Genomic DNA, 25,879 nt, shown 5'->3' on the forward strand with positions numbered 1-25,879 from the left:
CCGACGGCGGGCAGGGCGAGTCTCGGCGCGCTCACTCGCCGAGACCGAGCAGGTCGGGCAGGTCGGCGATCGACTCGATGACGACGTCGGCACCGGCGGCCTCGAGTTCGGCGCGGGCGTGGGTTCCCGTGAGCACGCCGACGACGAGTCCGGCGCCGGCGTTGACGCCCGATTCCATGTCGCTGCGCGTGTCGCCGACGACGACCATCGAGCGCACGGAGCTCGCCGCGGTTCGAACCAGCGCGGTGAGGGCCATGTCGGGGGCGGGTCGCCCTCGGCCCGCGTCGGCCGGCGCGAGCGCGCCGTCGGCGAGGTCGCGCCAGCCGAGTGCGTCGAGCAGGGCGTCGCGCGTCGCCGGGGCGAATCCGGTGGTGAGCACGACGGATGCCCCGGCGTCGCGCATTCGCGTGATCGCCTCGGCCGCCCCGGGGATCGGCTCGACACCCATCGTCGCCACGAGCTCGGCGTAGGCGCCTTCGAACTCGGCATTCGCCCGGGCGGCCTGGTCGGTGTCGCCGGTGAGCGCGAGGAACACCTCGATCTTCGACTGCCCCATGGTGTCGCGAACGTATTGCACTGCGCGGTCGCGTTCGTCACCCTCGGGCGCGAACCCCGCGCGCTCGGCGGCGAGCGCGAAGGCCCGCTCGACGAGTCCGCCGTCGGTGACGGTGGTACCGGCCATGTCGAGCACGACGAGCTCGACCGTGCGAGCATCCGTGGGCTCGGTCCCGAGGTCGACGGGGGCGTGCGCGGGGGTCCGATCAATCGTGGTCATGGGATGCCTTTCATGGGGTGGTGGTGGCGACGGCGACGTCGGCGAAGCCGGCGACGACATGTTCGGCGAGGCCGAGCCCGGTCGTCATGCCGATGCCGGTGGTCGCGGCGGCGAGGTGCACGCCCGGCTCGATCTCGATGTCGAGGAAGTCGTTCGGGCCGCTCGCGTACACGCCCTGCCATCGCTCGACGACGGCGGGCGTGCCGACACCGAACAGCGCGCTGAACTCCTCGAGCAGCGCCTGGGCGGCCGCCTCGGACTGGAACGGCGTCACGGTCGCCCCGCGGTAGTGCGTGTCGCCGACGATGATGCTGCCGTCGGGCAGTTGCGTGTACATCTGATTGAGGTCGAGCGCGGCGAGGTCGGGCCGCTCGGCATGCAGCCGTTCCCGAAGCACGGATGCCTCGCGCACGGCGTTGAAGGCGCCGTACCGCAGCAACGACCAGCCGGTGAGCAGCGGCGCCTCGAGCGGTCCTCGCAGGTTCGCCCGAACCCGCAGCATGTCGAGCCCGCAACGGACGATGCCGAGCTGTTCGGCGACTTCCGGGTACAGCTGGTCGATGTCGTGGTTCACCGCGACGACGATCCGATCGGCACGGAGCGGCCCTCGGCTCGTCGAGAGGCGGCCCGGCCCGACGTCGCCGACGGTCGTGCGGGTGCGGAACTCGACCCCGCGTCGGGCCAGGAATGCACGGATCGCGCCGAGCGCCTGCCGGGGATCGACCTGCAGATCGGCAGGGAGGCACGCTCCGCCGATCACGGCACGGGGATCGACCGGTATCCGCTGGCTCGCCTCCGCGGCGCCGAGCAGTTCGACCGAGGCGCGTTCGCCCGGTGCGAGCGCGCGGTCGCGCTCGTCGGCGAGCGCCTGCAGCACCGCGAGCTCGTCATCGGACCGAGCGACGACGAGCGTGCCCGCCTCGCGCAGCCAGACGCCCGCGTCTCGCGCCAGCCCGAGCCAGATCTCGCGTGCGGAGACTCCGTGCCGCAGCGCGATGCCGGTCTGCGGCGTGATGCAGAGATGCCCGAAATTGCGGATCGAAGCGCCGCTGGGCTCGCTGCCCCGCTCGACGACGACGACACGCAGTCCGCGGCGCACCGCGGCGAGTGCCGCTCCGAGTCCGATGATCCCCGAGCCGACCACGGCGACGTCGAATCGCGTCCCGATCGTCGCGCTCATCGGAACACCCTCCGCATCCACACGGCGATTCCCTCCACGAGAAGCACGGTGGCGAGGATCATGAGCACGATCGCCGTCACCATCTGGTAATTCGAACCCTGACCGGCGTTGAGCAGGTAGTAGCCGATCCCGCCGCCGCCGACGATGCCGAGGATCGTCGCCGCCCGGATGTTCGTGTCGAGCAGGTAGAAACCGTGGCCGATCAGCGCGGGCGTCCCCTGCGCGAGGGTCGCCGAAGCGTAGACCTGGCTCCGCGACGCACCCGCCGCACGCAACGCGCGCTCGGGCCCCGACTTCACCTCTTCGAAGGAGTCGGCGATCAGCTTGCCGAGCAGGCCGACCCCACCGAAGGCGAGCGCGATCGTGCCCGCCTGCGTGCCGAGACCGGTGATCACGATGAGCACGATCGCAAGGATCACCTCCGGAATGCCGCGGATGGTCACCAGCAGGAGCCGCATCGATGTGCGCGTGGCGCCGTTCGGCGCAACGTTCCGGGCCGCGAGCGACCCGATCACGATCGAGAACACGAGCGAGAGCAGGGTGGCGGCGAGCGCGATGCCGATCGTCTGCGCCATCGCCCCGAACATCGTTGCGGCGTCGTAGCTGCCGAAGTCCGGTGGCCAGAACAGCACGGCGATCTCGGGAATCTTCGCCCAGACCGTGATCAGGTCGCCCCACTGGATGTCGCAGACGATCACGCTGCCCACCAGGATCGCGAGCGCCATCCACGCCCACACCGTGTTGCGGATGCGCACCGCATCCCACGGGCGATGCAGCGCTGCCGCGAGCGCCGCCGGTCGAGTAGCCGACGAAGGAGGCGTATCGAGACCCACTGAGGTCCCGATGCGATCGCCGGCGATCGCTACTCGACCGGCGGTCGCTCGACCGGCCAGCCGCGCGACACGGTCGCCGAGCCCTCGACCGGTCGGCTGGATGCCGAGCATCGCCGCGCGCACCACGCTCGAGACGACCTCCATGATCACGCACAGGGCGAACATGACGAGCGCGATGCCGAGGCCGAGCCCGTAGTCGAGCGACTTGAAGGCGAACGACATCTCGAGCCCGAGCCCTGCGACGCCGACGTAGCCGAGGATCACCGAGCCGCGCAGGTTGATGTCGTTGCGATGCAGCACGGTCGCGACCCACGAGGGCAGGACTTGCGGCAGGATGCCGCTCGCGAACTCCTGGAGCCTTGATCCACCTGCGGCGCGGATGGCGCGACGCGGCCCTTCGTCGATCTGTTCGATCGCGTCGGCGAAGAGCTTGGAGATCATGCCGATGGAGTGGATGCCGATCGCGAGGATGCCGGGCAGGGTGCCGAGCGAGAAAATGAGAACGAACACCATCGCGAGGACGACGTCGGGGATTGCACGCGTGAGCACGGTGACGAAGCGGCCCAACGCCTGCCAACCTCGCCCGGGGGTGGTGTTGGCCGCGGCGATGTACGCGACGGGGACCGAGACGACCGCCGCGAGCACCGTGCCGCACAGCACGAGACCGACGGTCAGCGCGGTGAGGTGCAGGAGTTCGCCGGCTTCGGGGAACTCGATGGGTCCGACGCGCGCGAAGAACCGCTCGGCGTTGCCCAGCTCTCGATCATGCTCGGGATCGAGATACCCGTGTCGGCGAGTGCGACGGCGGCCACGATGACGATCGTGACGAGCGTCAGCCCGGCGGCGATGCGCTCGGGCGAGATGGGGCGTCGCGGCGCGCGCTCGGCGACCGATGCGGGGGGCGCGGCGCGGCGCGGCACGGGGGCGGTGAGCGTCGACATCAACGCACGGATTCCGATCCGGACGGGACATCCGTGAGTTCGCGCTCGATCGCCTCGAGCTCACCGGTCGACGTCGCGACGCGACCGTAGATCTCAATGACCTCGGCTTTGCCGAGCCCCTCGACGTGGGTGTCGAGCACGACGTCGCCGTGACGCAGTCCGATGATGCGGTCGGCCCATGACATGGCGAGGTCGACCTGGTGCAGGCTGCAGACGACGGTGAGGCCGGCGTCCATCGCGATCTCCCGGATGAGCGACATGACCTGTTCGCTCGACTCGGGGTCCAGCGAGGCGACGGGCTCGTCGGCGAGCAGGATCTCGGGGTCCTGCATGAGGGCACGGGCGATGGCCACCCGCTGCTGTTGGCCGCCCGAGAGCGTATCGGCGCGCTGGTACGCGCGATCGAGCAGGCCGACCCGGTCGAGGTGGCCGAGCGCGGCGAGCTTCAACCGCTTCGGGTAGCTCCACAGGCCCACGCGGGGGCCCCGCAATCCGGCGAGCGCACCCGTGACGACGTTCTCGAGCACGGTGAGCGACGGTACGAGGTCGAACTGCTGGAAGACGAACCCGACGCGACTGCGCAGGGCGCGGAGGTGCCGCCCGCTCAGCGACGGCACCTCCTTGCCCAGCACGCGCACGGAACCGGAAGTCGGCGTCTCGAGCCCGTCGAGGTGCCGGAGCAGGGTCGATTTTCCGGAGCCCGAGAGTCCGAGCAGCACGACGATCTCGCCCTTCTCGACGCTGAACGCGGCCTGACGCAGGGCGACGGTGCGGCCGAACGCCTTCGTGAGCCCGCTGACTTCGATGACGGATGTGTCGCTCATGTCACTTCCGGTTTCCTGTAGGTGTTCGTCAGTGCCGGGGTCAGCCCTGGCACTGCTCCGCGTCGGTCTTCTCGCAGATGTCGCGGATGGTGTCGTAGTACGCGTCATCGACCGGCTTGGTCTCGAAGAACACGGAGCGGAATCCGTCGCTGTCGGCGCTCGTGATGCCCGCGGCGATGATGTCGTCGATGGTCACCTCGCCGAGGACGTCGGTGATCTGCGCCGCGAGCTCCTCGGGCAGGGTGTTCGAGACGACGATCGGGGCGCCCGGGACCATGGTCTCGGCGACGATCTCGACCCTGTCGCTCTTGGCGACCTCGCTGTCCTCTGCGAAGCCCGCCTCGCACTCGACGCCCTCGCCGACCTTCGTGACGCTCACGTCGTGCTTGCCCGCGAACACCGGGGTGACGTCGGCTTCGGGGTCGATGCCTTCGTTCAGCAGGTTGTAGCTCGGGAACAGGTACCCCGACGTGGACGACGGGTCGACGAAGCAGACTTTCTTTCCCTCGAAGCCGGCGAGGTCGGTGATATCGCTCCCGGCCGGCACGATCGCCTGTGAGAAGTAGCCGGGCTCCTGGCCCTCTGCCGTCACGATCGATGAGATCGGGGTGATCTCGGCGCCGTTGTTGGTGGCGGTCACGTAGGTGAAACCCGAGAACGAGGCGACGTCGATCTTGCCGGCGACGGCGGCCTCGATGAGGGCGGCATAGTCCGTGGACTCGTGGTACTCGACGTTCTTGCCGGTCTCCTGGGCGAGGTAGTCCATGAGCGGCTGGTAGTTGGTCTCGGTGTCGACCGAGTCGGGCACGACGCCGAAGACGAGGGTGTTCTCGTCGACGGCGAACGAGGAGCCGGCGTCGGCGACCCCGCCGTCGTTCGCATCGGCGGGTGCCGAGCAACCGGCGAGGCCGAGGGCGAGCGCGCCGGCCCCGAGCAGGGCGAGCGCGGAGGTGAGGGTGCGGGTGTACATGGCAGCCTTTCGAGCAGGGGTGTGCCGGAGTGGACGGCTGCCAGCCTGCCACGATGTATGCCCATCTCTGCTGGGATTCACGTGTTGTTCACAATATGTATGTCTATGTGAACAACGCCTGCCCCGCTTTCTCGGCGGGAGCACCCAATGTAGTATTCCTATGTGGCCTCCAGTGTGTACAAGCAGATCGCCGACGACCTTCGACAGCGCATCGTGAACGGACAACTCGCACCCGGCGACGAAGTTCCGACCGAGGGCGAGCTGGCCTTGCGGTGGCACACCTCGCGCGGCCCCATCCGCAACGCCCTCGCCGAACTGCGCGCCGAGGGACTCATCGAGACCACCCGCGGCCGCCCGAGTCGAGTCCTGGAACGCAAGGCGCACCAGGCCGTCGACGTCTCCATCCCGTTCACGCGCTGGGCCCGCGAGCTCGGCACCACACCCGGCGCGATCACGCAGGAGCTCTCGCTGCGACGCGTCGACGAGGAGCTGGCCGCCGATCTCCACGTGCAACGCGGCGATCTCGCGGTGCACGTCGTGCGCCTCCGGCTGCTCGACGGCCGGCCGACCATGCTCGAGCGCCTCACGTACACCGAAGCGGTCGGCCGCGTGCTGTTCGACGTCGACCTCGACACCGTCTCGATCACCGAGTATCTCGCCGAGCGAGGTTTCCACTCCGCCGAGGTCGAGCACGAGATCGACGCCGTCGCCGCCGACGACGTCGACAGCGCGCTGCTCGAGGTCGAGCCCGGATCGCCGATCCTGCGCCTGAAGCGCATCACCCGCGATGCCGACGGGCGGGTCTTCGAATCATCCGACGACCGCTATCGCAGCGACATCGTGCGGTTCACGGTCGCGGCGTCGGGTCGCGCGAATTCGGGTGAGCACTTCCTGCGGCCCTTGGGCGGCTGAACGCGCTCGAGTGCCGGCGCGCGGGTCCGGCAGCGCGACCCCTGCGATCGAGGCATCGTACGCTCGCTTCATGCGCTTCGGAACGCTCGACTTCACCGCCGCCCTCGACTCCCCCGACCTGCTCGCAGCGCCGACGGCGGAAGCGCTACGAGCGGTGGCAGTCGCGCAAGCGGCGGTCGCCACATCCGATGAGGCGCTCGTGGCCGCCATCGACCCGGAACTCGCCGACACCGCCGCTTTCTGCGCACACTACGAGATCGACCCCGCCGACGGCGCGAACTGCGTGATCGTGCAGGCGCGCCGCGGCGAGCGCACGTGGTACGCGGCGTGCATGGTGCGCGGGTCCGACCGGCTCGACGTGAACGGCGCGGTGCGGCGATATCTCGGCGCGCGCAAGCTGTCGTTCGCGCCGATGGACCAGGCGGTCGAGCTCAGCGGCATGGAGTACGGCGGCATCACACCGATCGGGCTGCCCGACGACTGGCCGCTGCTCATCGACGAGTCGGTCGCCGCGCACGAGCGCCTGATCATCGGCAGCGGCATCCGCGGGTCCAAACTGCTCGTGACCGGCTCGCTCCTCGCAGGCCTGCCGAACGCCGAGACCCTCTCGATCGCGATCGCCTGAAGCGCGACGTCAGACGTTTCCGCCGCCGATATCGCCGAACAGGAACCCGCCGCGCCGCGAGTTGCGTTCGATCTCCATGGGATCGAGATCGACGGGCTGGCGGCCGCGCGCCGGCACGGCCCCGGGCGCGGCCACGTCATCGGTCGGCGAGTCGGCGGGTTCGGCCTCGCCGCGCAGCCGGTCGCGCGCGGCGTGCTCGACGAGCACCGGCACGAAGCCGCGCACGCGGCCCTCATCGAGTCGATGCTGCTCCTCGCGCACGACGGTCGCGATGCGGTCGTGAGCCATGGTCGGGAACTTCTGCGAGAGGCGAGCGACGAGGTCGTCGATCGCGTGCTCTTCGTCGCGTTCGCTCATCGGTCAGGTCCTTCCGACGTGTGCAGACGGTTCAGGGTCAGCTCGTCTCGAGCACGATCGCAGGTTGCTCCTCGACCGGGTCGGCGAGCCCGTTCTCGGCCAGGTAGTGTTCGGCGTCGAGCGCCGCGGCGCATCCGGTTCCTGCGGCGGTGATGGCCTGGCGGTACCGCTTGTCGACGAGATCGCCGCAGGCGAAGACGCCGTCGAGATTCGTCCTGGTCGACGGATGCTCCACCACGACGTAGCCCTCGTCGTCGACCTCGACCTGCCCGGCGACGAGCTCACTGCGCGGATCGTGGCCGATCGCGATGAACAGCCCGGTCGCAGCGAGGCTCTCGCGCTCGCCCGTGCGCGTGTCGCGCAACTGCAGGTGCTCGAGCCCGTCGGCACCTTCAACGGCGACGACCTCGGAGTTCCACTGCGGCCTGATCTTCGGGTTGGCGAACGCGCGCTCCTGCATGATGCGCGAGGCGCGCAACGAGTCGCGACGGTGCACGAGGGTGACCGAGTCGGCGAACCGGGTGAGGAACATCGCCTCTTCGAGCGCCGAGTCGCCGCCGCCGACCACGGCGATGTCCTTGCCCTTGAAGAAGAACCCGTCGCACGTGGCGCACCACGAGACGCCGCGACCGGTGAGCCGCTCTTCGCCCTCGATGCCGAGCTTGCGGTAGGCCGAGCCCATAGCGAGCACCACGGCGTGAGCGCGGTATTCGACGCCGTTGATCGTGCGGATCGACTTGACAGCGCCCGTGAGCTCGACCTCGGTCGCGTCGTCGTAGACGATGCGGGCGCCGAATCGCTCGGCCTGCGCGCGCATCTGCTCCATGAGGTCGGGCCCCATGACCCCGTCGGCGAACCCGGGGTAGTTCTCGACCTCGGTCGTCGTGACGAGCGCGCCGCCGGCCTCGACCGAGCTGGCGAGCACGACGGGCGCGAGGCCCGCCCGGGCGAGGTAGAGCGCGGCCGTGTAGCCCGACGGGCCCGACCCGATCACGACGACGTTCTCGACGGCCCTGTCGACGCTCTTCGCCACCGCCGAGTCGGTGGCGACCGCACCGTGCGCGATGCTCATGGCCGGCGCGCCCTATGCCGCCGCGGGCGCGATCTCGGCGAGCAGCGCCTCGACGCGGCCCTTGATGTCGTCGCGCACCCGACGCACCATCTCGAGCTGTTGCCCGGCCGGGTCGTCGAGCTCCCAGTCTTCGTAGCGCTTGCCGGGGAAGATCGGGCAGGCGTCGCCGCAGCCCATCGTGATGACGACGTCGGACTCCTTGACGGCCTCGACCGTGAGGATCTTCGGGCTGTTGCCGGCGATGTCGATGCCCTCTTCGGCCATCGCCTCGATGGCCACGGGGTTGATCCGGTCTTTCGGTTCGGAGCCGGCCGACAGCACCTCGACGCGGTCGCCCGCCAGTTCACGCAGGTACCCCGCGGCCATCTGGGAACGTCCGGCGTTGTGCACGCACACGAACAGCACGGTGGGCTTGTCGGTCATCGGGACTCCTTCGCTCGTTCCTCAAATGATAGACCACCATCTATGCAATGGGAACCCGAGGCCGGTCACCCGCCTCGCGGGCGCCCGCGACGCACTCGCTCGACCGTCTCGCCCGCCGCCGTCAGCACCAGCACGGCTGCGGCGAGCACCCCGGTCGTGAGCGGGTCGATGAGGGGCGTGAACGCGGCCACCACGGCGAGCACGAGCAGCCCGCCGAGCTGGGCGCGCGCCCAGCGTCGCTCGAGCACACGCCGGAACAGCAACGTGCCGACGAGGAACAGCAACGGCCCACCGAGCACCGTCACCACGGCGGGGAGGCTCTGCTCGTGCGGATGCGCGAGCACCTCCTTGTCGCCGACGCCGAGCATCACGATGCCGCCGACGACGGCGAGGTGCACCCAGGTGTACGCGGTACGCGCCAGCCGGCCCGGCGACTCCGACGCCTCGATCACGTCGGAACCGATGCGTTCGCCGTGGTCGAAGTAGATCCACCAGCACGCGGCGGCAGCCACGAGCGCGGTGCCGATCGCGACGACCGCCTCGACCGACGACTCCGTGGCGACGAAGGCGAATCCGGTGACGAGCAGCCCCTCACCGAGCGCGATGAGCACGAAGAGCGCCGTGCGTTCGGCGATGTGGGGCCCCGAGACATCCCACGCACTGATCGAGACGCGACCCCGGCCGGGCATCGGGTACCCGAGTGCGCTGCCGAGGAGTTCGAGCGCGACCGCGGCCATCCACAGTGGCAGCTGCAGCGAGATGGGCAGCAGCGCGCCGACGATCCAGAGCACGGCGCCGGCCGATGCCCAGGCGAACACGTGTGCGAAGTCGCGGGCCGCCGGCCCGTCGTGGCGAGCCATCGCCCACACGAGGAACCCGGTTCGACCGACCTGCAAGACCACGTAGGCGATCGCGAACGCCCACGCCCGGTCGCCGTAGGCCTCGGCGATGGACACGCTCATGACGTAGGCGATGAACGCGAGCACGATGACGACGGCCCGCACCGGCAGGCGCACCGGATCGAGCCAGTTCGTCACCCAGGTCGTCGACACCCAGGCCCACCAGAGCGCGCACAGCAGCGTGGCGCCCTCGAGCGCACCAAGCGGCGTCTGGTGCTCGTACAGGTAGGCGCCGAGCTGGGTGAGCGCGAACACGAACACGAGGTCGAAGAACAGCTCGACGTACGTGACCCGATCGTCGCGCGGGGTCTCATGGGGCCGCAGCACGTCACGTCGCAGGCCGAACGTCATGTGGTCATCTTGGCACCCGGGCGGCGCGCGGCCCCTGAGGTCGCGCCGGTGGCGGAGGGGTCAGCGCGATGCGGTCACGTCGAGGAGCTGCGACAGCTGCCCCAGTGCGCCGGGCACGAGCTTGTAGTACGCCCACGTGCCGCGCTTGCTGCGGCTGAGGAAACCGGCCTCCATGAGGATGCGCAGGTGGTGCGACACCGTGGGCTGGCTGAGCCCGACCGGCTCGATGAGGTCGCACACGCAGGCCTCTTCGCCCTCTGACGCGGCGACGATCGAGACGAGCCGGAGCCGCGTCGGGTCGGCGAGGGCCTTGAGCTTGCGGGCGAGGTCTTCGGCGCGGTCGGCGTCGATCGTCTCGCGCGTCAACGGGGTGCAGCAGTCGGCGTCGGCTGCGACGTCGGTGACATCGGTGACCTGCAGCATCGTCGTGCTCATGCGACCCATGCTAGCCGAATATTGACAACCTTCGATATAGTCGCCACACTCAATATCGAAGAACATCGATGCCCTTGGAGGCGCACCTATTATGACGCTGATCGACCTCACCGTTCCGAGCCTGCAGCAGCGCAGCCTCGATACCCTGCCTGTGGCGATCATCGGCGCCGGCCCGATCGGTCTCGCCGCCGCCGCGAACCTCGTCGAGCGGGGCATCGACTTCGTGATCTACGAGTCTGGCGACGAAGTTGGGTCGAGCATCCGGCAGTGGGGTCACACGCGCCTGTTCTCCCCGTGGAAGCACGTCGTCGACCCGGCCTCGCAGCGCCTGCTCGAGGCGACCGGGTGGCAGCTGCCCTCCCCCGACCGGCTCCCGACAGGCACCGACCTCGTCGAGCAATACCTCGAACCGCTCGCGCGACTCGAACCGATCGCCTCGCGCATCCGCACCCGCGTCACGATCGACGCCGTAACCCGCCAGGGCATGGACCGCACCCGCACCGCCCGCCGCGCACAGACCCCGTTCCTGCTCCGCGCGCGCACCGACGACGGCGTCGAGGAGCTCACCGCCCGAGCGGTCATCGACGCGTCGGGCACCTATGAGCGTCCGAACAGCCTCGCGTCGAGCGGGCTCGAGCCGCTCGGCCTCGCCGACGTCGCCGACCGGGTCAGCCACGCTCTGCCCGACGTGCTCGGCCGCGACCGGGCCACGTTCGCCGGCCGGCACACCACCGTCGTCGGCGCCGGCCACTCGGCAGCGAACACGCTGCTCGCCCTCGCCGAGCTCGCCGAGCAGCACGCCGGCACCCGCATCACGTGGCTCATCCGCAACGCCGGCGCCGTCCGCGTCACGACCTCCGACGACGACGAACTCGCCGCGCGCGCCGACATCGGGCGCCGCGTCGACGCCCTCGTGGACGCAGGGCGCATCACCGTCGTCGACCGGTTCGAGATCGTCCGCCTCGCACCCGCCGGCGACGGCGTTCGCCTCATCGGCGCCCGCAGCGGCGAACTCGTCGAGCACGACACCGACGTCGTCGTCAACGCCACTGGGTTCCGCCCGAACCTCGACATGCTCCGCGAGATCCGCCTCGAGCTCGACGAGATCGTCGAGGCCCCCAAACGCCTCGCACCGCTGATCGACCCGAACGTGCACACCTGCGGCACCGTCGAGCCGCACGGATTCGCCGAACTGCAGCATCCCGAGTCCGGATTCTTCCTCGCCGGCATGAAGAGCTACGGCCGCGCACCGACGTTCCTGCTCGCCACCGGCTACGAGCAGGTCCGCTCGATCACGGCATGGCTCGCGGGCGATGTCGCCGCAGCCAGCCAGGTCGCACTCGTCCTCCCCGCCACCGGCGTGTGCTCGACCAGCCTCGCGGCCGACGGTTCCTCGTGCGGCCCCGAGGCGTCGGGCGCATCGGGCTGCTGCTGACGGCGGCGGGCCGCGCGGCGCCGCGCGGCGCGCACCCAGCGCGCCGCGAGACCCGGCACCACGCAGCCCTGCAGCGCATAGACTTCGATCTATGGATGTCGCGACTGACGCCACCCGGCTCCGGGTGCTCGCCGATCCGACGCGCGCGAAGATCCTGAAGCAGATCCTCGAGAGCCCCGACGGGCGCGTGCAGGTCGGGTCGATGGCCGACGAGCTCGGGCTGCGGCAGCCGACCGTGAGCCACCATATGAAGACCCTGCTCGACGAGGGTCTCGTTGAGCGCATCCCCGACGGGCGCAAGGCCTGGTATTCGCTCGCCCCCGAGCACGCCGACCGCGTCGGCGAGATGCTCGGGCAGCAGGTGCGCTCCGTCCCTGACGATGCGGTCATCGAGCGGGTCTCGGCCGACCTGAGCGAGCGCTATCGGGGCACGTTCGGAAAGGAGACCGTCGAGCGCTACGTGCGCGAGAGCTACGACCTCCTGTCCGCACGGCCCGGAACCGACCGGTACCTGCCGTCGCTCGCCGCCCAGTTCGCCGCCGACCGCCTCGACGCGCTCGCCCGCAACTCCGCACATCCGGCGTCGGGGGTCCCCGAGGTGCTGTTCGTGTGCGTGCAGAACGCCGGGCGATCGCAGATGGCCTCGGCCATCCTCCGCCACCTGGGCGGCGACCGCGTGCACGTCCGCACCGCCGGATCCGAGCCCGCGGGTCAGCTGCGCAGCTCGATCGTCACCGCACTCGACGAGATCGGCGTGCCGGTCGCCGGCGAGTACCCGAAGCCGTTGACCGACGAGGTCGTGCGTGCCGCCGACGTCGTCATCACGATGGGCTGCGGCGACGCGTGCCCGGTCTACCCCGGGCGCCGCTATCTCGACTGGGACCTCGACGACCCGGTCGGCAAGCCGCACACCCAGGTGCGCCGCATCCGTGACGACATCGAGGCGCGCGTGCGATCGCTGCTCGCCGAGCTCGAGTCCGCCTAACGGCGCGACGGCACGTCGGTTCGCTCAACGGCGCGAACGCACGTCGGCCACGAGTACCGGAACGACTCGCACGAACACGACCATGCCGATCAGCTCGACGAGGGTCTGCGTCACGACCGCGAGTGGAGCGAGCGCGAGCTCGGCCGGCAGGGCGAGCGCGAGCGGCAGGATGACGAGCGAATTGCGGGTCGCACCGCTGAAGACCACCGCCCGGGTCCGGGCGACGTCGAGGCGGGCGACGCGCCCGGCTGCGAGGCCGGCGAACAGCATGACGGCCAGGAATGCGATGTAGATCGGGATGACGCGGACGAGGGTGAGCGCTGCACCGCCCACGCCGGCGATCTGCGAGCCGACCACGATCGCCAGGGTGAGCATCATGAGTGGCACCATCGCACCGGCCATCACGCGCTCGACCGATCGCCCCCACTGGTGCCGGCGTGCGACGAGCTGCAGGGCACCGGCCGCCAGGAGCGGCAGGGCGATGAGGAAGACGAACGCCTCGACGAACGGCCCGACGTCGATGCCCTCGACCCCGTCGCCGCTCGCGAAGAGCCACAGGTACGCCGGCAGCAGCACGATCTGCAGCAGCATCAGCAGCGGCGTCGCCGCGAGCAGCCGCGCCCGGGCGCCGCCCGCGAGTCCCGTGAACACGATCACGTAGTCCACGCACGGGGTCAGCAGTACGAGCAGCACCCCGATGAGCAGGCCTCGATCGTCGGCGACGAAGCGCGAGAGCGCGTAGGCGACGATGGGAACGACGACGAAGTTGACGACGAGCACCGTCGTGAGGAATCGGATGTCGCGGAACGAGCGCCCCACCTCGATCAACGGCACTCCGAGGAACGTGGCGAACAGCAGCAGCCCGAGCACGGGATTCGTCGCTGCCGCGAGCGCCGGCGCCGCCGAAGGAACGAGCGTCCCGAACGCACCACCGACGAGGATCGCGGCGATGTAGAGCGCGACCTGGTGCCGGTCCCACCATTCCGTCAGCCGCCGCATCCCCTCAGCCTAGGGAGCGGGCGACCCTGCGACCTCGATGCGCGCCCAGCACTGATCGGGCCGGTGAACGCCTACGCGAACGCGGGCATGATCCGGTCGTGCACCAGCCGCAGCTGCGTGTCGACGTCGGCGACGCCCTCGACCTCTCGGCCCATGAGCGACTTGACGAGGGCGGCGTCGGTGATGGCGAGGATCATGTGGTTGATCCCCGTCGGCGCGATCTCGCGCTGGATCTTCTCGAGGCACTCCTCGGGGGTGCCGGCGATCGAGAGCTTCTCGGCGAGCTCGGGCGACGTGAGCTCGATCCCGCGGGCGAGGTCGCCGGCGCCGATCGCCTCGATGATCGGGGCGACCTCCTCGGGCTCGACGCCGTTGCGGCGCAGTTGCTCGTGCGGCATCGACGACGCGTAGAGTCCGACCATGGAGCGCGCCGCATCCTTGGCCGGCCCGGACTCCTCGCCGACCGAGAACACGACCCAGGCGCCCAGATCGAGGTCCTGCAGGTTCTTGCCCGCCCGTTCGGCACCGATCCTGCAGTGCTCCATCATGTACTCGTATGCTTCACGCGTGTAGCTCAGTGCGTGATGGCAGCCGTCGGAGAACTCCGCGCTCGCCTCGAACGACTTGGGCCCGCGCATCGCACCCATCATGACGGGCACCCGCTTCTGCACGGGTCGCGCGAACGTGAACAGGCCGGCGTACGAGAAGAACTCCCCATCCATCGTGATGGTGCCGTCGTCGAGGAACGTCCGCACGACCTTCACGCCCTCCAGCACCCGCGAGAGCGCCTTCGTGTTGGTCCAGTCGATCTTGTACTCCGCCAGCAGGCCGAAGTTGCCGCTCGACAGCACGACCTCGGCACGGCCGTTCGTGAGTTCGTCGAGGGTCGCCGCCGCCTGGGCGATCAGCGTCGGCTCGCGCAGGGTGACGCCGGAGGCGCTCGGCCCGAACCGCACGTTCTTCGTCCTGTCGGCGGCTGCGGCGAATAGGAGCCAGAGGTCCTTGTGCCACGTCTCGTCCGCGGCGTACACGGCGTGGAAGCCGAGCTCGTCGGCGACTTCGATCGAGCGCAGCGACTGGTCCAACGGATAGTCGGGCAGCATGACGTAGCTGAACTTCATGATGATCTCCTTCGGTGGGCGGTGGGCGGTGGGCGGATCTCGAACAGGCGAATTCGGTCAGGGATGCCGCTCCGAGGACTCGGCCGCATCCTCGGCGTCGACCTCGGCGAGCAGCTCCGACCCCGTCACGACGCCCTTCGCGAAGTGCGCGTGCATCCAGGCGAGATGGTCTCCGCGCGCGTTCATGATGCGCAGCGAATCCCAGTTCGGGAACGCCTGCTGCAGGACCCAGCGCTCCATGAGCCGCGGATCGACTTCGTAGACGTGCTCGTGCGTCGTGATCGCAACGTCCGTCACCCGCTGCGGGGGAGGCGGCTGCATCTGCTCCTCGTACCGGAACGCCATTGCTCAGCCCTCCTCGGGGTACGCCCGGTCGAGCAGGTACTTGCCGGGGTTCATGATGTTGTGCGGGTCGAGAGTGCGCTTGATGTCGAGCATGAGGTCGAACCCTCGGCCGAGCTCCTCGGGCACGAGGTCGACCTCGCCCTCGCGGCACGAGCCGTGGCAAGCGCTGATCGAGCCGCCGTGGTCGAGCGTGACGCGGGCGATCCTGCGTTTCGCGTCGACCCACATGGCCCACGCGCGATCGTCGAGCTGCTGCTCCCAGATGCCCACGTCGATCTCGGTGAGGTAGTCCACGCCGGTGCTCCCCTGGGTGTACGCGAACATCCCCCAGTCGTCGAAGACGTCGGTGCGACGTCGCAGGTCGGCGACGATCTCGTGCCACGCCCTGGTGACCGACGGCAGTTGCGAATAGTTGATGGCCGCGTCCTCGCAGTGCCAGCTCATGGGCACGACCTGGCCGTCTTTCGTGCGGCCGTGCAGCGGGGTCGCATAGCGGTCGTGGCGCGCCGCCCAGTCGCCCTCGGAGATCTCGTCGCCGAGATAGCGCGCGCCGTGCTCCTTCGCGATCCGGAACAGACGTCTGCCGCCCGCGCGCACCTCGTCGTCCCAGCCGTACATCACGGCGCACACGAGCGCCCGCACGTCGTTGGGCTGCGGGATGTACGCCTCGTCGTCGCGCCGCAGGTAGGCCACCTTGTGCTCATCGAAGAGCACCGCCCCCGCGAACGTCGCCACGCCGGCCCGCGCGAGCGCGCCCGTGCACGCGTACGCGTCGTCGTAGTTGTAGAACGCCCAGAACGGCGAGAGCTCGGCCTCGGGCTTCGGGAAGAGCTTGAGCGTCGCACGTGTCGCGATCCCGAGCGTGCCCTGGTGGCCCATGAAGAGGTGCTTGAGCTGGTAGCCGCTCGAAGACTTCGACACCTTGTGCCCGATGCCGTCGCCGACGTGGATGACCTCGCCCGTCGGCAGCACGTGGTCGAAGCTCATCACGAGGTCGCGGGTGTGGCCGTAGCGTGCACCGATGAGCGACCAGCCGCTCGTGCCGATTCGTCCGCCCACGAGCGAGCACGGGTACGACGCGGGGTCGTCGGGGTAGAAGAGGCCGTACGGGGCGAGGTACTCGTTGAGCTTGAGCATGTTGATACCCGTGCCGACCGTGACGGTGCGGTTCACGAGGTCGAGTTCATGGACCTGGTTCATGCGCTTGACGTCGATCAGGATGCCGCCGCGCAGCGGCACCGCACCGTCGGTGAGTCCCGTGCCCCCGTCGCGGGGAACCACCGGCACCCGCAGGTCGTGGGCGATCTTCACGATCGCGGCCACCTGCTCGGTCGAGGTCGGCAGCACCACGAGGTCGGGGACCCGCTCGGCCCAGCGGTGCACCGGGAACGGCGCCGGCACCCTCGCCCGGTTGAAGCGGTCGGCGCGACCCGTGAGTATCTGTTCATCGGCGAGCACGGTGCGCAGGGCGCGGACGACCTCGTCGACGTCCTCGAGCATGATCGTCATCGGTACGCTCCCCTTCAGCGGTCGCCCGCACCCGAGCCCGCGGCATCCGAACCGGCACCGCCCGGCGCATCACCCGAACCGGCACCGCTCGGCGCATCACCCGGACCGCGAGCGCCCTTGGTGCGGCGCACGCGCCCCATGGCGCCGGTGCGCGCTTGGGCGAGGCGGCGGTCGCCGGTCTCGCCGCGCGATCCGCCGACCTCGATGCCGAGCGACGTCGCGAGCAGCTCGTGGATGTCGAGCACGTCGATGTCGACGTCGTCGCCCGCCTCGGTGAGCGGGCGCTCCGACCACGGACACGCGCTGACGAGTGTGTCGACGTCGAGCCGGCCGGCGTGGTCGAGGCGCCGTGCGCTGATCGCGGCCGTGAGCTCGGGCTTCTCGACCGCGAGTCCCCCGCCGGCGCCCGAGCAGTACGACCACTGGGTGACCCGGTCGACGTCTTCGAACCGCAGCCCGGGGATCGAGCGGAGCACCTCGCGCGGCTCCTTCCAGATGCCCTTGCGCTTGTTGAGCCGACACGGGTCGTGGTAGGTGATCGCGCGGTCGACGGCGACGTCGGGCACGAGTCGGCCGTCGCGGATCATCTCGGCGAACAACTCGACGACGAGCACCACCTCGAGGTCGAAGTCCGCCCCGAAGAACTTCGGGTAGTCCTCGGTGAAGCTGATGTAGTCGTGCGGGTCGAGCACGAGGAGCCGCCTCGTCCCGGTGGCCCGCCACGACGCCAGGTTGTGCTCGGCGAACGTGCGGGCCTGGTCGACGTAGCCCATCTCTGCGGCCGGGCCGCCGCAGCACCACTGCTCCCCCATGAGCCCGAACTCGTATCCGGCCTTCTGCAGCACTTGCGCCACGGCGCGCGGCACCGACGTGCGGTAGAAGGCCGCCTCGCAGTCCACGAAGAGGATCGTCTCGCCGCCGACGGGGATGCCGAGGCCGTCGGCCCAGTCGCGCACGGTGTCCTGGCCCACCGGCACCTCGCCGAGCACCGGCTCGTGACTGCGCTCGGCCGTGCGGGCGTTCCACGACCGATAGCCCTCCTGGTGGACACCGGACTCGACCGCGAGCGCCCGCGCCGCCTTGACGACGTCGACCGTTCGCGTGCGGAACCGGTAGAAGTCGCCTGTGTACAGGGTGTTCGGGCACCGCAGCTCACAAGCGCCGCACCCCGTGCAGTTCACGTAGTCGGCGGCCACGTCCTCGATGGTCAGCTCGCCGCGCTCCATCGCGACGACGTTCGCGTGGAACGCCGTCGGGCTCCACGACTCGTTGCGGGTCTCGGTCACGACGGGGCAGACCTCGCGGCAGAACTTGTGGCCCGACGAGTAGCAGTTGTACGAGGCGTTGTGCCACTCCTCGACGAACTCGCGAGTCTTCACATCAGCGAGCGGGATGACGACCTGCGGCACGATCTCGTCGTTCCGCGTCAGCTCGGCGAGTTCGGGCGGATTGCCGTGCATTCCGGGCGTGAACGGCGCCAGGAGCGGATCGGCGGACGCCTGCGCGTCGTGGTCGAGGTCGGTCACGGCAACTCCTCGGCGAGTAGAACCCGCTCCGGCGTGTGGTCCGGAACGAGCAAGCGACGTCGGACTGCGACATGAGTCATCCTCGCGGACATGACATCCCGAATCAAGGGTCACATCCGGTGATGCGATCGGATGTCCCGTCAGCTGCGATCGCTTGCGGGGTCGACGATCTCGTGGCGGGTCGCCGCCCAGCTGGCCAGCAGTGCGAGCGAGTCGGACGCGGCCGTGCCGGGCTCGGCACTGTAGGCGAGGATCGTGAGGCCGTCATCGGCGGGCAGCTCGAACGCCTCGAAGTCGAGCAGGATCGGCCCGACCACCGGGTGGTTGAAGGTCTTGGCTCCCGTGCGGTGGAACTTCACGTCGTGCGAGGCCCACAGGGTGCGGAACGCGTCGCTGCGCGTCGAGAGCTCGCCGACGAGGTCGGTGAGCGCGCGGTCGTAGGGGTGTCGGCCGGCCTCCGAGCGCAGGATCGCGACGGTGTCTCGGGCGGCACGGTCCCAGTCGGCCCAGAACCGCGTGGCGCGTGGGTCGAGGAACGCGAACCGCGCGTGGTTCACGGGCCGGGCGGGGTTCGCGTAGAGCTCGGAGTACAGCGCCTCGCCGAGGGTGTTCGCGGCGAGCACGTCGAGGCGGCCGTTGCGGATGAACGCCGGCACGCCCTGCATGGAGTCGAGGATGCGCTGCACTGCGGGCCGCACCGTCGGCGCCGCGTTCCGGCGAGCGCGCGGCTTCGTGCCGGTGTTCGCGGTTCGGGCCAGATCGAAGAGGTGGGCGTGTTCGGCCTCGTCGAGCTGCAGGGCGCGCGCGAGGGATTCGAGCACGCTCTCGGAGACCCCGGCGAGATTGCCGCGCTCGAGGCGCGTGTAGTAGTCGACGCTCATGCCGGCGAGCATCGCGACCTCTTCCCGGCGCAGGCCGGGCACCCGCCGGTTCCCGCCGTAGGCGGGCAGGCCCGCGCGGTCGGGCGTGATCCGGGCGCGCCGAGTCGCGAGGAACTCGCGCACCTCGGTCTTGTGGTCCATGTCCTCGACGCTACGCCGGGTCACGCTCTTAAAGGAGGTACTGCCGGTACCCGGAAGACCCGGCACTCCCTCGATCGCGCGCGGCGAGATTCGATGGATGAACCCGAAGTCGCGACATCCGATCTATTGCGACCCCCGATCCCCTGGAGACCCATGCGAGCCGCATTCATCTACGGCGCCGGCGACGTTCGCGTCGAGACCGTGCCCGACCCCATCATCGTCCATCCGACCGACGCGATCGTGCGTGTCGTGCGCGCGTGCGTGTGCGGCAGCGACCTGCACCCGTTCCACAGCCTGCCGCACACACCCGACGGCATCTCGATGGGCCACGAGTTCATCGGTGTCATCGACGCGATCGGTGCCGAGGTCGCGACCCTCGCCGTCGGCGACTTCGTGATCGCGCCGTTCGCGTGGTCCGACGGCACCTGCGACTTCTGCCGCGAGGGGCTGCACACCTCGTGCCGCCACGGCGGCTTCTGGAACACCGGCGGTGCCGGCGGCGGCCAGGCCGAGGCGGTGCGCGTACCGCTCGCCGACGGCACGCTCGTGAAGATGCCCGGCGAGGTCGACCCGGCGCTCTACCCGTCACTGCTGACCCTGAGCGACGTCTACGGCACCGGCTACCACGCCGCATTCATGGGCGGCGTCTCGGCCGAGACGACCGTCACGGTCATCGGCGACGGCGCCGTCGGACTGCTCGCCGTGCTCTCGGCGAAGCAGCTCGGCGCCGAGCGCATCATCCTCATGGGACGCCACTCGGCCCGCACCGACCTCGGGCGCGAGTTCGGCGCCACCGACGTCGTCGCCGAACGCGGTGCCGAGGGCATCGCCGCGGTGCGCGACCTCACGGGCGGCGACGGCACGCACGTCGTGCTCGAGGCGGTCGGCCACATGCCCGCATACGACCAGGCCGTCGGCGTCGTGCGCCCCGGCGGCGTCATCAGCCGCGTGGGCGTTCCGCAGTACGAGAACGCCCCCGTCGGGTTCGGCAGCCTCTTCGGCCCCAACATCACCGTCACCGGCGGCCCCGCGCCCGTGCGCGCCTACATCGACCGGCTGCTGCCCGCCGTGCTCGACGGAACCGTGAACCCCGGCCGCGTGTTCGACCGCACCGTCGCCCTCGACGACACGCCCGAGGGCTACCGGGCAATGGACGCGCGCGAGGCCCTCAAGGTGATCGTCGAGCCGTGATGCGATCGGATGTCCCGCCTCTCGATCTTCGCCGAGCCGGGACATCCGCCCTCGACGGCCACATGGCGGGCAGACTGGAACCGACCATTATGAGAAGGAGTCGAAGTGAGCACGTGGACCGAGGATGAACTGCGCCGCGTCGGCGACGCCGAGGAACTGAGGGTCGCGTCGTACCGCCGCGACGGCTCGTTGCGGCCGTACGTGATCATCTGGGTCGTGCGCGTCGGCGACGACCTGGTCATCCGGTCGGCCTACGGCCCCGACAACGGCTGGTACCGGCGGGCGAAGGCGAGCGGCCGCGGACGGATCCGTGCCGGCGGCGTCGAACGCGACGTCGAGTTCGCGGATGCCGCCTCCGACGGCCCTGCCGCGCATGCCGCGATCGACGCCGCGTACCACGCGAAGTACGACCGGCACGGGCCGCGCATCGTGGGCACGGTCGTGGGCGACGAGGTGATCGAGACGACGTTCCGGTTGGTTCCGACCGGAACGTAACCGGGGGTGGGGGTCCTCGCACTGGGGCTACTCGCACCTGCCTCACGGGTCTATCCTGTGACCGAGGTGCGACATGACGACTCCCAACGAAGCCGTGGTCGAGCGGTTGATCGCCTGCATCAACGACCGGCGCATCGAGGTCATGGACGAGCTGTTCCACGACGACGCCACGATGGACTGGCCCCAGTCGCGCGAGCGCGTTCGCGGGGCGGCGAACCGGCGGGCCATCTACGGCGCCTTCCCCCAGTTGCCGACGATCACGCCGCGTCGCATGCTCAGCGCCGGCGACCTCGTCATCCTCGAGGCGACACTCGACTACGCCGGGCCGAAGTACGAGACCGTCTTCATCTTCGAGTTCAGCGACGGCCGGATCCGCACCGAGACGGCCTACTGGAGCGAGGCCTTCGAGCCGCCCGAGTGGCGCGCGGAATGGGTCGAGTCGTTCTGACGCGGCCTTCAGCCGAGCCCGGGTCGCGAGAGCGCGAGCAGCGCCCGTGCAAGGGCGTATCGCGTGCGACCGCGCGGGGATCTCGGGTCGTAGCCGAGCTCTTCGGCGAGGGCAGCCACCCGAGCCTGGATCGTCGAGTGGTGCATGCCGAGGCGGGCCGCGGCCGCCCGGAGGCTGCCGGTCTCCTCGAGGGCATCGAGCGTCGCACGGGCGCGCGCGTCGAGCGCGCTGAGATCAGCCGCGTCGGGGTGGAGGGCGGCGCCGGCATCGGCCGCGGCCGCGAGGAGCAGCACCGCCCCCAGATCCGCGGCATCCACGACGGGCTCACGGTCGTCGGAGAGACGCAACGCGATGAGGGCGGAGTCCCACGACTCGGGCAACCGGTCGGGCGTGACCGGCAGCCCGATGCCCACGCGGGTGCTCGATTCGCCCTGCATCGCCGCGGTCATCGTCGCGATGTCCCGAGCGATGAGCACGCGGGCAAGGCCTCGCGGTGTCGCCACGACGGAGTTCGGCCCGGTCATCGTCACCCGCTCGCTCGCCCGGAACGCGACGGCCCGGAGCGTCCGCTCGCCGTCCAGCCGAAGCCGGGCGATCGCCGTGCCCCGCTCCTCCGCGGACGCGGCGGAGCTCACCGCCACCTCGACTGCGCCCTCCGGGCTCGCGGCACGGCGGGCCGACGTGATCGCAAGGGCGATCGCGAGCCGTTCGACCACCATGACATCGTTCACGTGCCGCTCGCCGGCGCGCTCGATCCAGGCGACCGAATCGGGACCGACTTCGTGGGCGAGCCACCCGGCCGGGTCGCCGCCGATCATCCGGCGGCCGTCGGCCCCGACTCGGGTGACCCGGTCGCCGAACCGGGCCCCTGCAGGGACGCCGGTCAGGGTCGCAGCCCCGCGGAGGATCGCCTCGACGCCGGCGCCCCCGGCGACGAGGAGATCGAAGTACGAGACCACCTTGAGTGTCTCGCTCGCCTCGGGGTCGAGGGCGGTCAGGCGACCGACGAGTTCCTTCATGATCCGAGCTCCATCGCTGGACCCGATTCTAGTCGTCCACGTTCCGCGACCGCGGGCGGCGGGCAGGCGGGCGAACCGCCCGCAGCCACGGAGTCAGTGGTGAACCGTCGTCACGCCCCGAGCATCCGATCCAGCCAGCTGTCACGCGCCGCGATCGAGGCCTGCGAGACTGCCGTCTGCGGTGCCATCATGTCGAAGCCGTGAAAACCGCCCGCCCACACGTGGAGCTCAGCCTGCACGCCGGCCGCCCAGAGCGCCGTCGCGTATGCGACATCCTCGTCGCGGAACACCTCTGCGCTCCCGCAGTCGATGTAGGCGGCCGGAAGCCCACTGAGGTCGGTGGCTCGCGCCGGCGCGGCGTAGATCGAGACGTCGTCCGTGCCGCGGCGTTCACCGAGCAGGGCACCCCAACCCGTCAGGTTCGACCCGCGGTCCCAGACGCCGACGCCGTCGATCTGCAGGGTCGAGGGGGTGTCATCGCGGTCGTCGATCATCGGGCAGATGAGCAGCTGGCCCATGAGCGCCGGACCCTTCCGGTCGCGGGCGAGCAGGGCGGTGCCCGCGGCAAGCCCACCCCCCGCACTCGCGCCACCGATGAGGATCCGCGACGGATCCACCCCGAGCTCGTCGGCGTGGTCGGCCATCCAGACGAGGCCCGCATAGCAGTCCTCGACGGGGTACGGGTCCGGGAACTCCGGCGCAAGCCGGTACTCGACGGTGACGGCGACGGCGTCGTACCGGTCGACCCAGTCGACGAGTGCGGCGACACCGGCCCATCGATCACCGATGATCATTCCGCCCCCATGCGTGTGGTAGATGCCCGGGCGCGCCCCCGCGCTGCCCTCCTTCGCCAGCACCGACACGACGATGTCGTCGCCGCGGAACCCGGGGATGGTCACGTCTCGCCGCGAGATGCCCCGCTCGGCGAACAGGGCCTCGAGGTCGACTGCGAGCAACGGTGTCTGTCGGATCACCTCGATGAGCTCGGGTGTGAACGTCACCGGCATCTGCTCGCGGACCAGTTCCAGCGCCGCTTCGAGCTCGGGGTCGAACGGCGGTCGGGAAAGTACGTCGGTCATGTCAACTCCATCGTCTCGGGCCACATCGTCGTGGCGCGTGCATCCAGTCTCAGCGGGCTCGTGGATGCCCGGCACCGCCGATCGAGGCGCGATTCGAGGGCAGGGTCAGCCGATCGGCGGACGACCGAGGCCTCACCCTCCTCGAGCCGCCCGGACTGACCCCGTCAGCGCCGAACCGCGTGGGGCGGCGTCGTCGTCGAGTACGTCGGCGATGCGGCATCCGCCCCGATCTCGACGACGCGATTCGCGTCGTCGACGTGCACGACCGTCGGAGCCCATTCGGCGATCTCGACATCGTCGACGTGGGCATAGGAGATGACGATCACGAGGTCGCCGACGCCGACCAGGTGCGCCGCCGCACCGTTGATCCCGATCACGCCCGACCCGCGCTCCCCCTCGATCACGTAGGTCTCGAGCCGTGCACCGTTGGTCACGTCGACGACGGCCACCTGTTCGCCGGGCACGAGGTCGGCGGCGTCCAGCAGGTCGCGGTCGACCGTCAGCGACCCGACGTAGTGCAGGTCGGCATGCGTCACGGTCGCACGGTGGATCTTGGATTTGAGCATGGTGCGGAGCATGAGGGGTGTCGTCCTATCGCCGGCAGAGGAGGTCGCATCCGAGTATCCCCCGGCGCCACGCAGGTGGGTCGCCAGATGACCGTCACTGCCCCATCCTCGGATCCTGCGATGCATCGGCGTACATCGAGGGGCAGCCGTCGATGGACGCCTCGGGGCGCAACTCGAAGTGCCACGGCTCGTTGTCGTAGATCCGGCACAGTCCGTACTCGGCGCCGCGCTCGAACAGCCACGCCATGGCATCGGCGTCCCCGATGTCGACCGCGTCGCCCGACACATGAGCGGACGTCTCGGGAGTGGCGACCCATCGTGCAGCCTCCGCCTCGGATCCGTACTCCGAGACCGCCTCCTGTAGAAGCTGATCCTGATATCCCGGCGAGCGCCATCCACTGGTGACGAAGAAATCGACCCCGTCGAGTTCGGCATCAGCCGCCGCCTCCCGCAGAGCCTGCAGCAACGCCGGCTCGAGATTTCCAACCCCGGGATATCCGTCGTCGAATGCGGTCACCCCGTCGGGCATCGCGCCATCCGCCACGGCGTCGGTGACCTCGGTGGTGGCCCGGCCTGGATCGCCCGGCGGTTCGTGGCTGAACGCTCTCGCCGATGACGGCGCCGACTGCGCGGCGAGGGCGCCGGTGATCGCAGCGATGGCGATCGCCACGACGACCGTCGTCGCCAGGAACGCTCTTCGGCGCCGGATTCGCGCTGATCGCTCGTGATGCATACTGCCAGCCAAGGCAGTCGGATGTTGCCGCAGCGTCTGAGGTTTCCGATACGCCGACGATATGCGCCCGCTCCTAGCATTGGGGCATGCGGGTACTGGTCGTCGAAGATGAGCCCTTCATGGCCGAGGCGATCCGTGACGGCCTGCGCCGCGAGGCGATCGCGGCCGACATCGCCGGTGACGGCGACACCGCGCTCGAGTTGCTGAGCATCAATAGGTACGACATCGCGGTGCTCGACCGTGACATCCCCGGACCCTCCGGTGACGAGATCGCCGAGGGCATCGTCGCCTCCGGAAGCGGCATGCCGATCCTGATGCTCACCGCGGCCGACCGGCTCGACGACAAGGCCACCGGGTTCGAGCTCGGTGCCGACGACTACCTCACCAAGCCGTTCGAGTTGCGCGAACTCGTGCTCAGGCTCAGGGCGCTCGACCGCAGGCGTGCGCAGATCAGGCCGCCCATCCGCGAGATCGCGGGACTTCGCCTCGACCCGTTCCGGCGCGAGGTCTACCGCAACGGCCGATACGTGGCGCTGACCAGGAAGCAGTTCGCCGTGCTCGAGGTCCTCGTCGCCGCCGAGGGCGGTGTCGTGAGCGCTGAAGACCTGCTGGAGGGGGCCTGGGATGAGAACGCCGACCCGTTCACGAACGCCGTGCGCATCACAGTCTCGGCGCTGCGCAAGCGACTCGGCGAGCCGTGGCTGATCGCCACGGTGCCCGGCGTGGGGTATCGAATCGACACAGGACCCTCCGCCGGGGGCGAGCGTGGCTAGAGAGCCGAGCGCGGCGAGGGCGCCAGGGTGGAGCGT

At 70.0% G+C, this 25,879-nt stretch carries 29 protein-coding genes; 8 read left to right on the forward strand and 21 right to left on the reverse strand.

The features are described from left to right. Window positions 1-31 precede the first annotated feature (31 nt). The 6 genes from LQ757_RS00765 to LQ757_RS00790 are packed head-to-tail and all read right to left on the reverse strand — an operon-like array spanning window position 32 to window position 5,523. The gene (locus tag LQ757_RS00765) at window positions 32-775 is read right to left on the reverse strand and encodes a phosphonatase-like hydrolase (protein WP_255680964.1); all 744 of its coding nucleotides are present in this window, start codon (window positions 773-775) and stop codon (window positions 32-34) included. A 10-nt stretch (window positions 776-785) separates the two neighbouring features. Then, complete coding sequence (locus LQ757_RS00770) at window positions 786-1,955, reverse strand: TIGR03364 family FAD-dependent oxidoreductase (protein ID WP_231045307.1); 1,170 nt, start codon at window positions 1,953-1,955, stop codon at window positions 786-788. Continuing rightward, the gene (locus LQ757_RS00775; RefSeq protein ID WP_231045308.1) at window positions 1,952-3,448 is read right to left on the reverse strand and encodes a PhnE/PtxC family ABC transporter permease; all 1,497 of its coding nucleotides are present in this window, start codon (window positions 3,446-3,448) and stop codon (window positions 1,952-1,954) included. The genes LQ757_RS00770 and LQ757_RS00775 overlap by 4 nt, the downstream gene beginning before the upstream one ends. Window positions 3,449-3,459: 11 nt before the next feature. After that, a complete protein-coding gene (locus tag LQ757_RS00780; RefSeq protein ID WP_231045309.1) occupies window positions 3,460-3,729 on the reverse strand; it encodes a hypothetical protein in 270 nt (89 codons plus the stop codon). After that, window positions 3,729-4,553, reverse strand: coding sequence for a phosphonate ABC transporter ATP-binding protein (phnC, locus tag LQ757_RS00785; protein ID WP_231045310.1), 825 nt, complete (start codon window positions 4,551-4,553; stop codon window positions 3,729-3,731). The genes LQ757_RS00780 and phnC overlap by 1 nt, the downstream gene beginning before the upstream one ends. 40 nt (window positions 4,554-4,593) lie before the next feature. Continuing rightward, window positions 4,594-5,523: a phosphate/phosphite/phosphonate ABC transporter substrate-binding protein gene (locus tag LQ757_RS00790; RefSeq protein WP_231045311.1), complete on the reverse strand. Its 930-nt coding sequence runs from the start codon at window positions 5,521-5,523 to the stop codon at window positions 4,594-4,596. 162 nt (window positions 5,524-5,685) lie between these two features. Here LQ757_RS00790 and LQ757_RS00795 point away from each other — a divergent pair, with 162 nt between their 5' ends. Then, the gene (locus LQ757_RS00795; protein WP_231045312.1) at window positions 5,686-6,435 is read left to right on the forward strand and encodes a GntR family transcriptional regulator; all 750 of its coding nucleotides are present in this window, start codon (window positions 5,686-5,688) and stop codon (window positions 6,433-6,435) included. A 70-nt stretch (window positions 6,436-6,505) separates the two neighbouring features. Further along, window positions 6,506-7,060, forward strand: coding sequence for a YbaK/EbsC family protein (locus LQ757_RS00800; protein ID WP_231045313.1), 555 nt, complete (start codon window positions 6,506-6,508; stop codon window positions 7,058-7,060). A gap of 9 nt (window positions 7,061-7,069) precedes the next feature. Here the strand turns inward: LQ757_RS00800 and LQ757_RS00805 are convergent, their stop codons facing one another. The 5 genes from LQ757_RS00805 to LQ757_RS00825 all read right to left on the reverse strand — a co-directional run bounded on the left by LQ757_RS00805 (window position 7,070) and on the right by LQ757_RS00825 (window position 10,597). Continuing rightward, window positions 7,070-7,417: a three-helix bundle dimerization domain-containing protein gene (locus LQ757_RS00805; RefSeq protein ID WP_231045314.1), complete on the reverse strand. Its 348-nt coding sequence runs from the start codon at window positions 7,415-7,417 to the stop codon at window positions 7,070-7,072. A 37-nt stretch (window positions 7,418-7,454) separates the two neighbouring features. Continuing rightward, a complete protein-coding gene (trxB, locus tag LQ757_RS00810; RefSeq protein ID WP_231045315.1) occupies window positions 7,455-8,489 on the reverse strand; it encodes a thioredoxin-disulfide reductase in 1,035 nt (344 codons plus the stop codon). 12 nt (window positions 8,490-8,501) lie between these two features. Beyond that, window positions 8,502-8,912: an arsenate reductase ArsC gene (locus LQ757_RS00815; RefSeq protein WP_231045316.1), complete on the reverse strand. Its 411-nt coding sequence runs from the start codon at window positions 8,910-8,912 to the stop codon at window positions 8,502-8,504. A 65-nt stretch (window positions 8,913-8,977) separates the two neighbouring features. Beyond that, window positions 8,978-10,162 (reverse strand): low temperature requirement protein A, encoded by a 1,185-nt coding sequence (locus LQ757_RS00820; protein ID WP_231045317.1) that lies wholly within the window; start codon window positions 10,160-10,162, stop codon window positions 8,978-8,980. 60 nt (window positions 10,163-10,222) lie between these two features. Next, window positions 10,223-10,597: an ArsR/SmtB family transcription factor gene (locus LQ757_RS00825; RefSeq protein ID WP_231045318.1), complete on the reverse strand. Its 375-nt coding sequence runs from the start codon at window positions 10,595-10,597 to the stop codon at window positions 10,223-10,225. Window positions 10,598-10,688: 91 nt separating this feature from the next. Between LQ757_RS00825 and LQ757_RS00830 the strand changes: the two genes are divergently transcribed. After that, window positions 10,689-12,032: an NAD(P)-binding domain-containing protein gene (locus tag LQ757_RS00830; protein ID WP_231045319.1), complete on the forward strand. Its 1,344-nt coding sequence runs from the start codon at window positions 10,689-10,691 to the stop codon at window positions 12,030-12,032. Between the two features lie 91 nt (window positions 12,033-12,123). Beyond that, window positions 12,124-13,017 (forward strand): metalloregulator ArsR/SmtB family transcription factor, encoded by an 894-nt coding sequence (locus tag LQ757_RS00835; RefSeq protein WP_231045320.1) that lies wholly within the window; start codon window positions 12,124-12,126, stop codon window positions 13,015-13,017. Window positions 13,018-13,041: 24 nt separating this feature from the next. On the opposite strand, the gene LQ757_RS00840 is transcribed toward LQ757_RS00835, so the two are convergent. The 6 genes from LQ757_RS00840 to LQ757_RS00865 all read right to left on the reverse strand — a co-directional run bounded on the left by LQ757_RS00840 (window position 13,042) and on the right by LQ757_RS00865 (window position 19,539). Continuing rightward, window positions 13,042-14,016: a bile acid:sodium symporter gene (locus tag LQ757_RS00840; RefSeq protein ID WP_231045321.1), complete on the reverse strand. Its 975-nt coding sequence runs from the start codon at window positions 14,014-14,016 to the stop codon at window positions 13,042-13,044. 71 nt (window positions 14,017-14,087) lie between these two features. Continuing rightward, window positions 14,088-15,137, reverse strand: coding sequence for an LLM class flavin-dependent oxidoreductase (locus LQ757_RS00845; protein WP_231045322.1), 1,050 nt, complete (start codon window positions 15,135-15,137; stop codon window positions 14,088-14,090). A gap of 57 nt (window positions 15,138-15,194) precedes the next feature. Further along, window positions 15,195-15,482, reverse strand: a complete 288-nt coding sequence (locus LQ757_RS00850; RefSeq protein WP_231045323.1) for a YciI family protein — start codon at window positions 15,480-15,482, stop codon at window positions 15,195-15,197. 3 nt (window positions 15,483-15,485) lie between these two features. Further along, complete coding sequence (locus LQ757_RS00855) at window positions 15,486-16,991, reverse strand: FAD-binding oxidoreductase (protein ID WP_231045324.1); 1,506 nt, start codon at window positions 16,989-16,991, stop codon at window positions 15,486-15,488. A 14-nt stretch (window positions 16,992-17,005) separates the two neighbouring features. Next, window positions 17,006-18,517 carry a (Fe-S)-binding protein gene (locus LQ757_RS00860; protein ID WP_231045325.1) on the reverse strand — a complete coding sequence of 504 codons (1,512 nt, stop codon included), beginning with the start codon at window positions 18,515-18,517 and terminating at the stop codon, window positions 17,006-17,008. 140 nt (window positions 18,518-18,657) lie between these two features. Next, the gene (locus tag LQ757_RS00865) at window positions 18,658-19,539 is read right to left on the reverse strand and encodes a helix-turn-helix transcriptional regulator (protein ID WP_231045326.1); all 882 of its coding nucleotides are present in this window, start codon (window positions 19,537-19,539) and stop codon (window positions 18,658-18,660) included. Window positions 19,540-19,692: 153 nt separating this feature from the next. On the opposite strand from LQ757_RS00865, the gene LQ757_RS00870 reads away from it, so the two are divergent. From LQ757_RS00870 to LQ757_RS00880, 3 genes are all read left to right on the forward strand, one after another. Next, complete coding sequence (locus tag LQ757_RS00870) at window positions 19,693-20,730, forward strand: zinc-binding dehydrogenase (protein ID WP_231045327.1); 1,038 nt, start codon at window positions 19,693-19,695, stop codon at window positions 20,728-20,730. A gap of 105 nt (window positions 20,731-20,835) precedes the next feature. After that, a complete protein-coding gene (locus LQ757_RS00875; RefSeq protein ID WP_231045328.1) occupies window positions 20,836-21,225 on the forward strand; it encodes a DUF2255 family protein in 390 nt (129 codons plus the stop codon). Window positions 21,226-21,298: 73 nt separating this feature from the next. Beyond that, a complete protein-coding gene (locus LQ757_RS00880; protein WP_231045329.1) occupies window positions 21,299-21,673 on the forward strand; it encodes a nuclear transport factor 2 family protein in 375 nt (124 codons plus the stop codon). 8 nt (window positions 21,674-21,681) lie between these two features. Here LQ757_RS00880 and LQ757_RS00885 read toward each other — a convergent pair whose 3' ends face one another. From LQ757_RS00885 to LQ757_RS00900, 4 genes are all read right to left on the reverse strand, one after another. Then, on the reverse strand, window positions 21,682-22,692 hold the full coding sequence (locus tag LQ757_RS00885; protein WP_231045330.1) for a helix-turn-helix domain-containing protein: 1,011 nt from the start codon (window positions 22,690-22,692) through the stop codon (window positions 21,682-21,684). Between the two features lie 110 nt (window positions 22,693-22,802). Next, complete coding sequence (locus LQ757_RS00890; RefSeq protein ID WP_231045331.1) at window positions 22,803-23,771, reverse strand: alpha/beta hydrolase; 969 nt, start codon at window positions 23,769-23,771, stop codon at window positions 22,803-22,805. Between the two features lie 164 nt (window positions 23,772-23,935). Then, a complete protein-coding gene (panD, locus tag LQ757_RS00895) occupies window positions 23,936-24,349 on the reverse strand; it encodes an aspartate 1-decarboxylase (RefSeq protein ID WP_231045332.1) in 414 nt (137 codons plus the stop codon). A gap of 82 nt (window positions 24,350-24,431) precedes the next feature. After that, window positions 24,432-25,007, reverse strand: a complete 576-nt coding sequence (locus LQ757_RS00900) for a M15 family metallopeptidase (protein ID WP_231045333.1) — start codon at window positions 25,005-25,007, stop codon at window positions 24,432-24,434. A gap of 149 nt (window positions 25,008-25,156) precedes the next feature. Here LQ757_RS00900 and LQ757_RS00905 point away from each other — a divergent pair, with 149 nt between their 5' ends. Next, window positions 25,157-25,843: a response regulator transcription factor gene (locus LQ757_RS00905; protein ID WP_231045334.1), complete on the forward strand. Its 687-nt coding sequence runs from the start codon at window positions 25,157-25,159 to the stop codon at window positions 25,841-25,843. Window positions 25,844-25,879: the final 36 nt, after the last annotated feature.

This window comes from Agromyces cavernae (assembly GCF_021044935.1).
GTDB lineage: Bacteria > Actinomycetota > Actinomycetes > Actinomycetales > Microbacteriaceae > Agromyces > Agromyces cavernae.

What these genes read in the sequence shown, in the direction of transcription:
- LQ757_RS00765 (WP_255680964.1), bottom strand. Translation starts at nt 775, where the DNA reads ATGACCACGATTGATCGGACCCCCGCGCACGCCCCCGTCGACCTCGGG.
- LQ757_RS00770 (WP_231045307.1), bottom strand. Translation starts at nt 1,955, where the DNA reads ATGAGCGCGACGATCGGGACGCGATTCGACGTCGCCGTGGTCGGCTCG.
- LQ757_RS00780 (WP_231045309.1), bottom strand. Translation starts at nt 3,729, where the DNA reads ATGTCGACGCTCACCGCCCCCGTGCCGCGCCGCGCCGCGCCCCCCGCA.
- phnC (WP_231045310.1), bottom strand. Translation starts at nt 4,553, where the DNA reads ATGAGCGACACATCCGTCATCGAAGTCAGCGGGCTCACGAAGGCGTTC.
- LQ757_RS00790 (WP_231045311.1), bottom strand. Translation starts at nt 5,523, where the DNA reads ATGTACACCCGCACCCTCACCTCCGCGCTCGCCCTGCTCGGGGCCGGC.
- LQ757_RS00800 (WP_231045313.1), top strand. Translation starts at nt 6,506, where the DNA reads ATGCGCTTCGGAACGCTCGACTTCACCGCCGCCCTCGACTCCCCCGAC.
- LQ757_RS00805 (WP_231045314.1), bottom strand. Translation starts at nt 7,417, where the DNA reads ATGAGCGAACGCGACGAAGAGCACGCGATCGACGACCTCGTCGCTCGC.
- trxB (WP_231045315.1), bottom strand. Translation starts at nt 8,489, where the DNA reads ATGAGCATCGCGCACGGTGCGGTCGCCACCGACTCGGCGGTGGCGAAG.
- LQ757_RS00815 (WP_231045316.1), bottom strand. Translation starts at nt 8,912, where the DNA reads ATGACCGACAAGCCCACCGTGCTGTTCGTGTGCGTGCACAACGCCGGA.
- LQ757_RS00820 (WP_231045317.1), bottom strand. Translation starts at nt 10,162, where the DNA reads ATGACGTTCGGCCTGCGACGTGACGTGCTGCGGCCCCATGAGACCCCG.
- LQ757_RS00825 (WP_231045318.1), bottom strand. Translation starts at nt 10,597, where the DNA reads ATGAGCACGACGATGCTGCAGGTCACCGATGTCACCGACGTCGCAGCC.
- LQ757_RS00830 (WP_231045319.1), top strand. Translation starts at nt 10,689, where the DNA reads ATGACGCTGATCGACCTCACCGTTCCGAGCCTGCAGCAGCGCAGCCTC.
- LQ757_RS00835 (WP_231045320.1), top strand. Translation starts at nt 12,124, where the DNA reads ATGGATGTCGCGACTGACGCCACCCGGCTCCGGGTGCTCGCCGATCCG.
- LQ757_RS00840 (WP_231045321.1), bottom strand. Translation starts at nt 14,016, where the DNA reads ATGCGGCGGCTGACGGAATGGTGGGACCGGCACCAGGTCGCGCTCTAC.
- LQ757_RS00845 (WP_231045322.1), bottom strand. Translation starts at nt 15,137, where the DNA reads ATGAAGTTCAGCTACGTCATGCTGCCCGACTATCCGTTGGACCAGTCG.
- LQ757_RS00850 (WP_231045323.1), bottom strand. Translation starts at nt 15,482, where the DNA reads ATGGCGTTCCGGTACGAGGAGCAGATGCAGCCGCCTCCCCCGCAGCGG.
- LQ757_RS00855 (WP_231045324.1), bottom strand. Translation starts at nt 16,991, where the DNA reads ATGACGATCATGCTCGAGGACGTCGACGAGGTCGTCCGCGCCCTGCGC.
- LQ757_RS00865 (WP_231045326.1), bottom strand. Translation starts at nt 19,539, where the DNA reads ATGGACCACAAGACCGAGGTGCGCGAGTTCCTCGCGACTCGGCGCGCC.
- LQ757_RS00870 (WP_231045327.1), top strand. Translation starts at nt 19,693, where the DNA reads ATGCGAGCCGCATTCATCTACGGCGCCGGCGACGTTCGCGTCGAGACC.
- LQ757_RS00880 (WP_231045329.1), top strand. Translation starts at nt 21,299, where the DNA reads ATGACGACTCCCAACGAAGCCGTGGTCGAGCGGTTGATCGCCTGCATC.
- LQ757_RS00885 (WP_231045330.1), bottom strand. Translation starts at nt 22,692, where the DNA reads ATGAAGGAACTCGTCGGTCGCCTGACCGCCCTCGACCCCGAGGCGAGC.
- LQ757_RS00890 (WP_231045331.1), bottom strand. Translation starts at nt 23,771, where the DNA reads ATGACCGACGTACTTTCCCGACCGCCGTTCGACCCCGAGCTCGAAGCG.
- panD (WP_231045332.1), bottom strand. Translation starts at nt 24,349, where the DNA reads ATGCTCCGCACCATGCTCAAATCCAAGATCCACCGTGCGACCGTGACG.
- LQ757_RS00905 (WP_231045334.1), top strand. Translation starts at nt 25,157, where the DNA reads ATGCGGGTACTGGTCGTCGAAGATGAGCCCTTCATGGCCGAGGCGATC.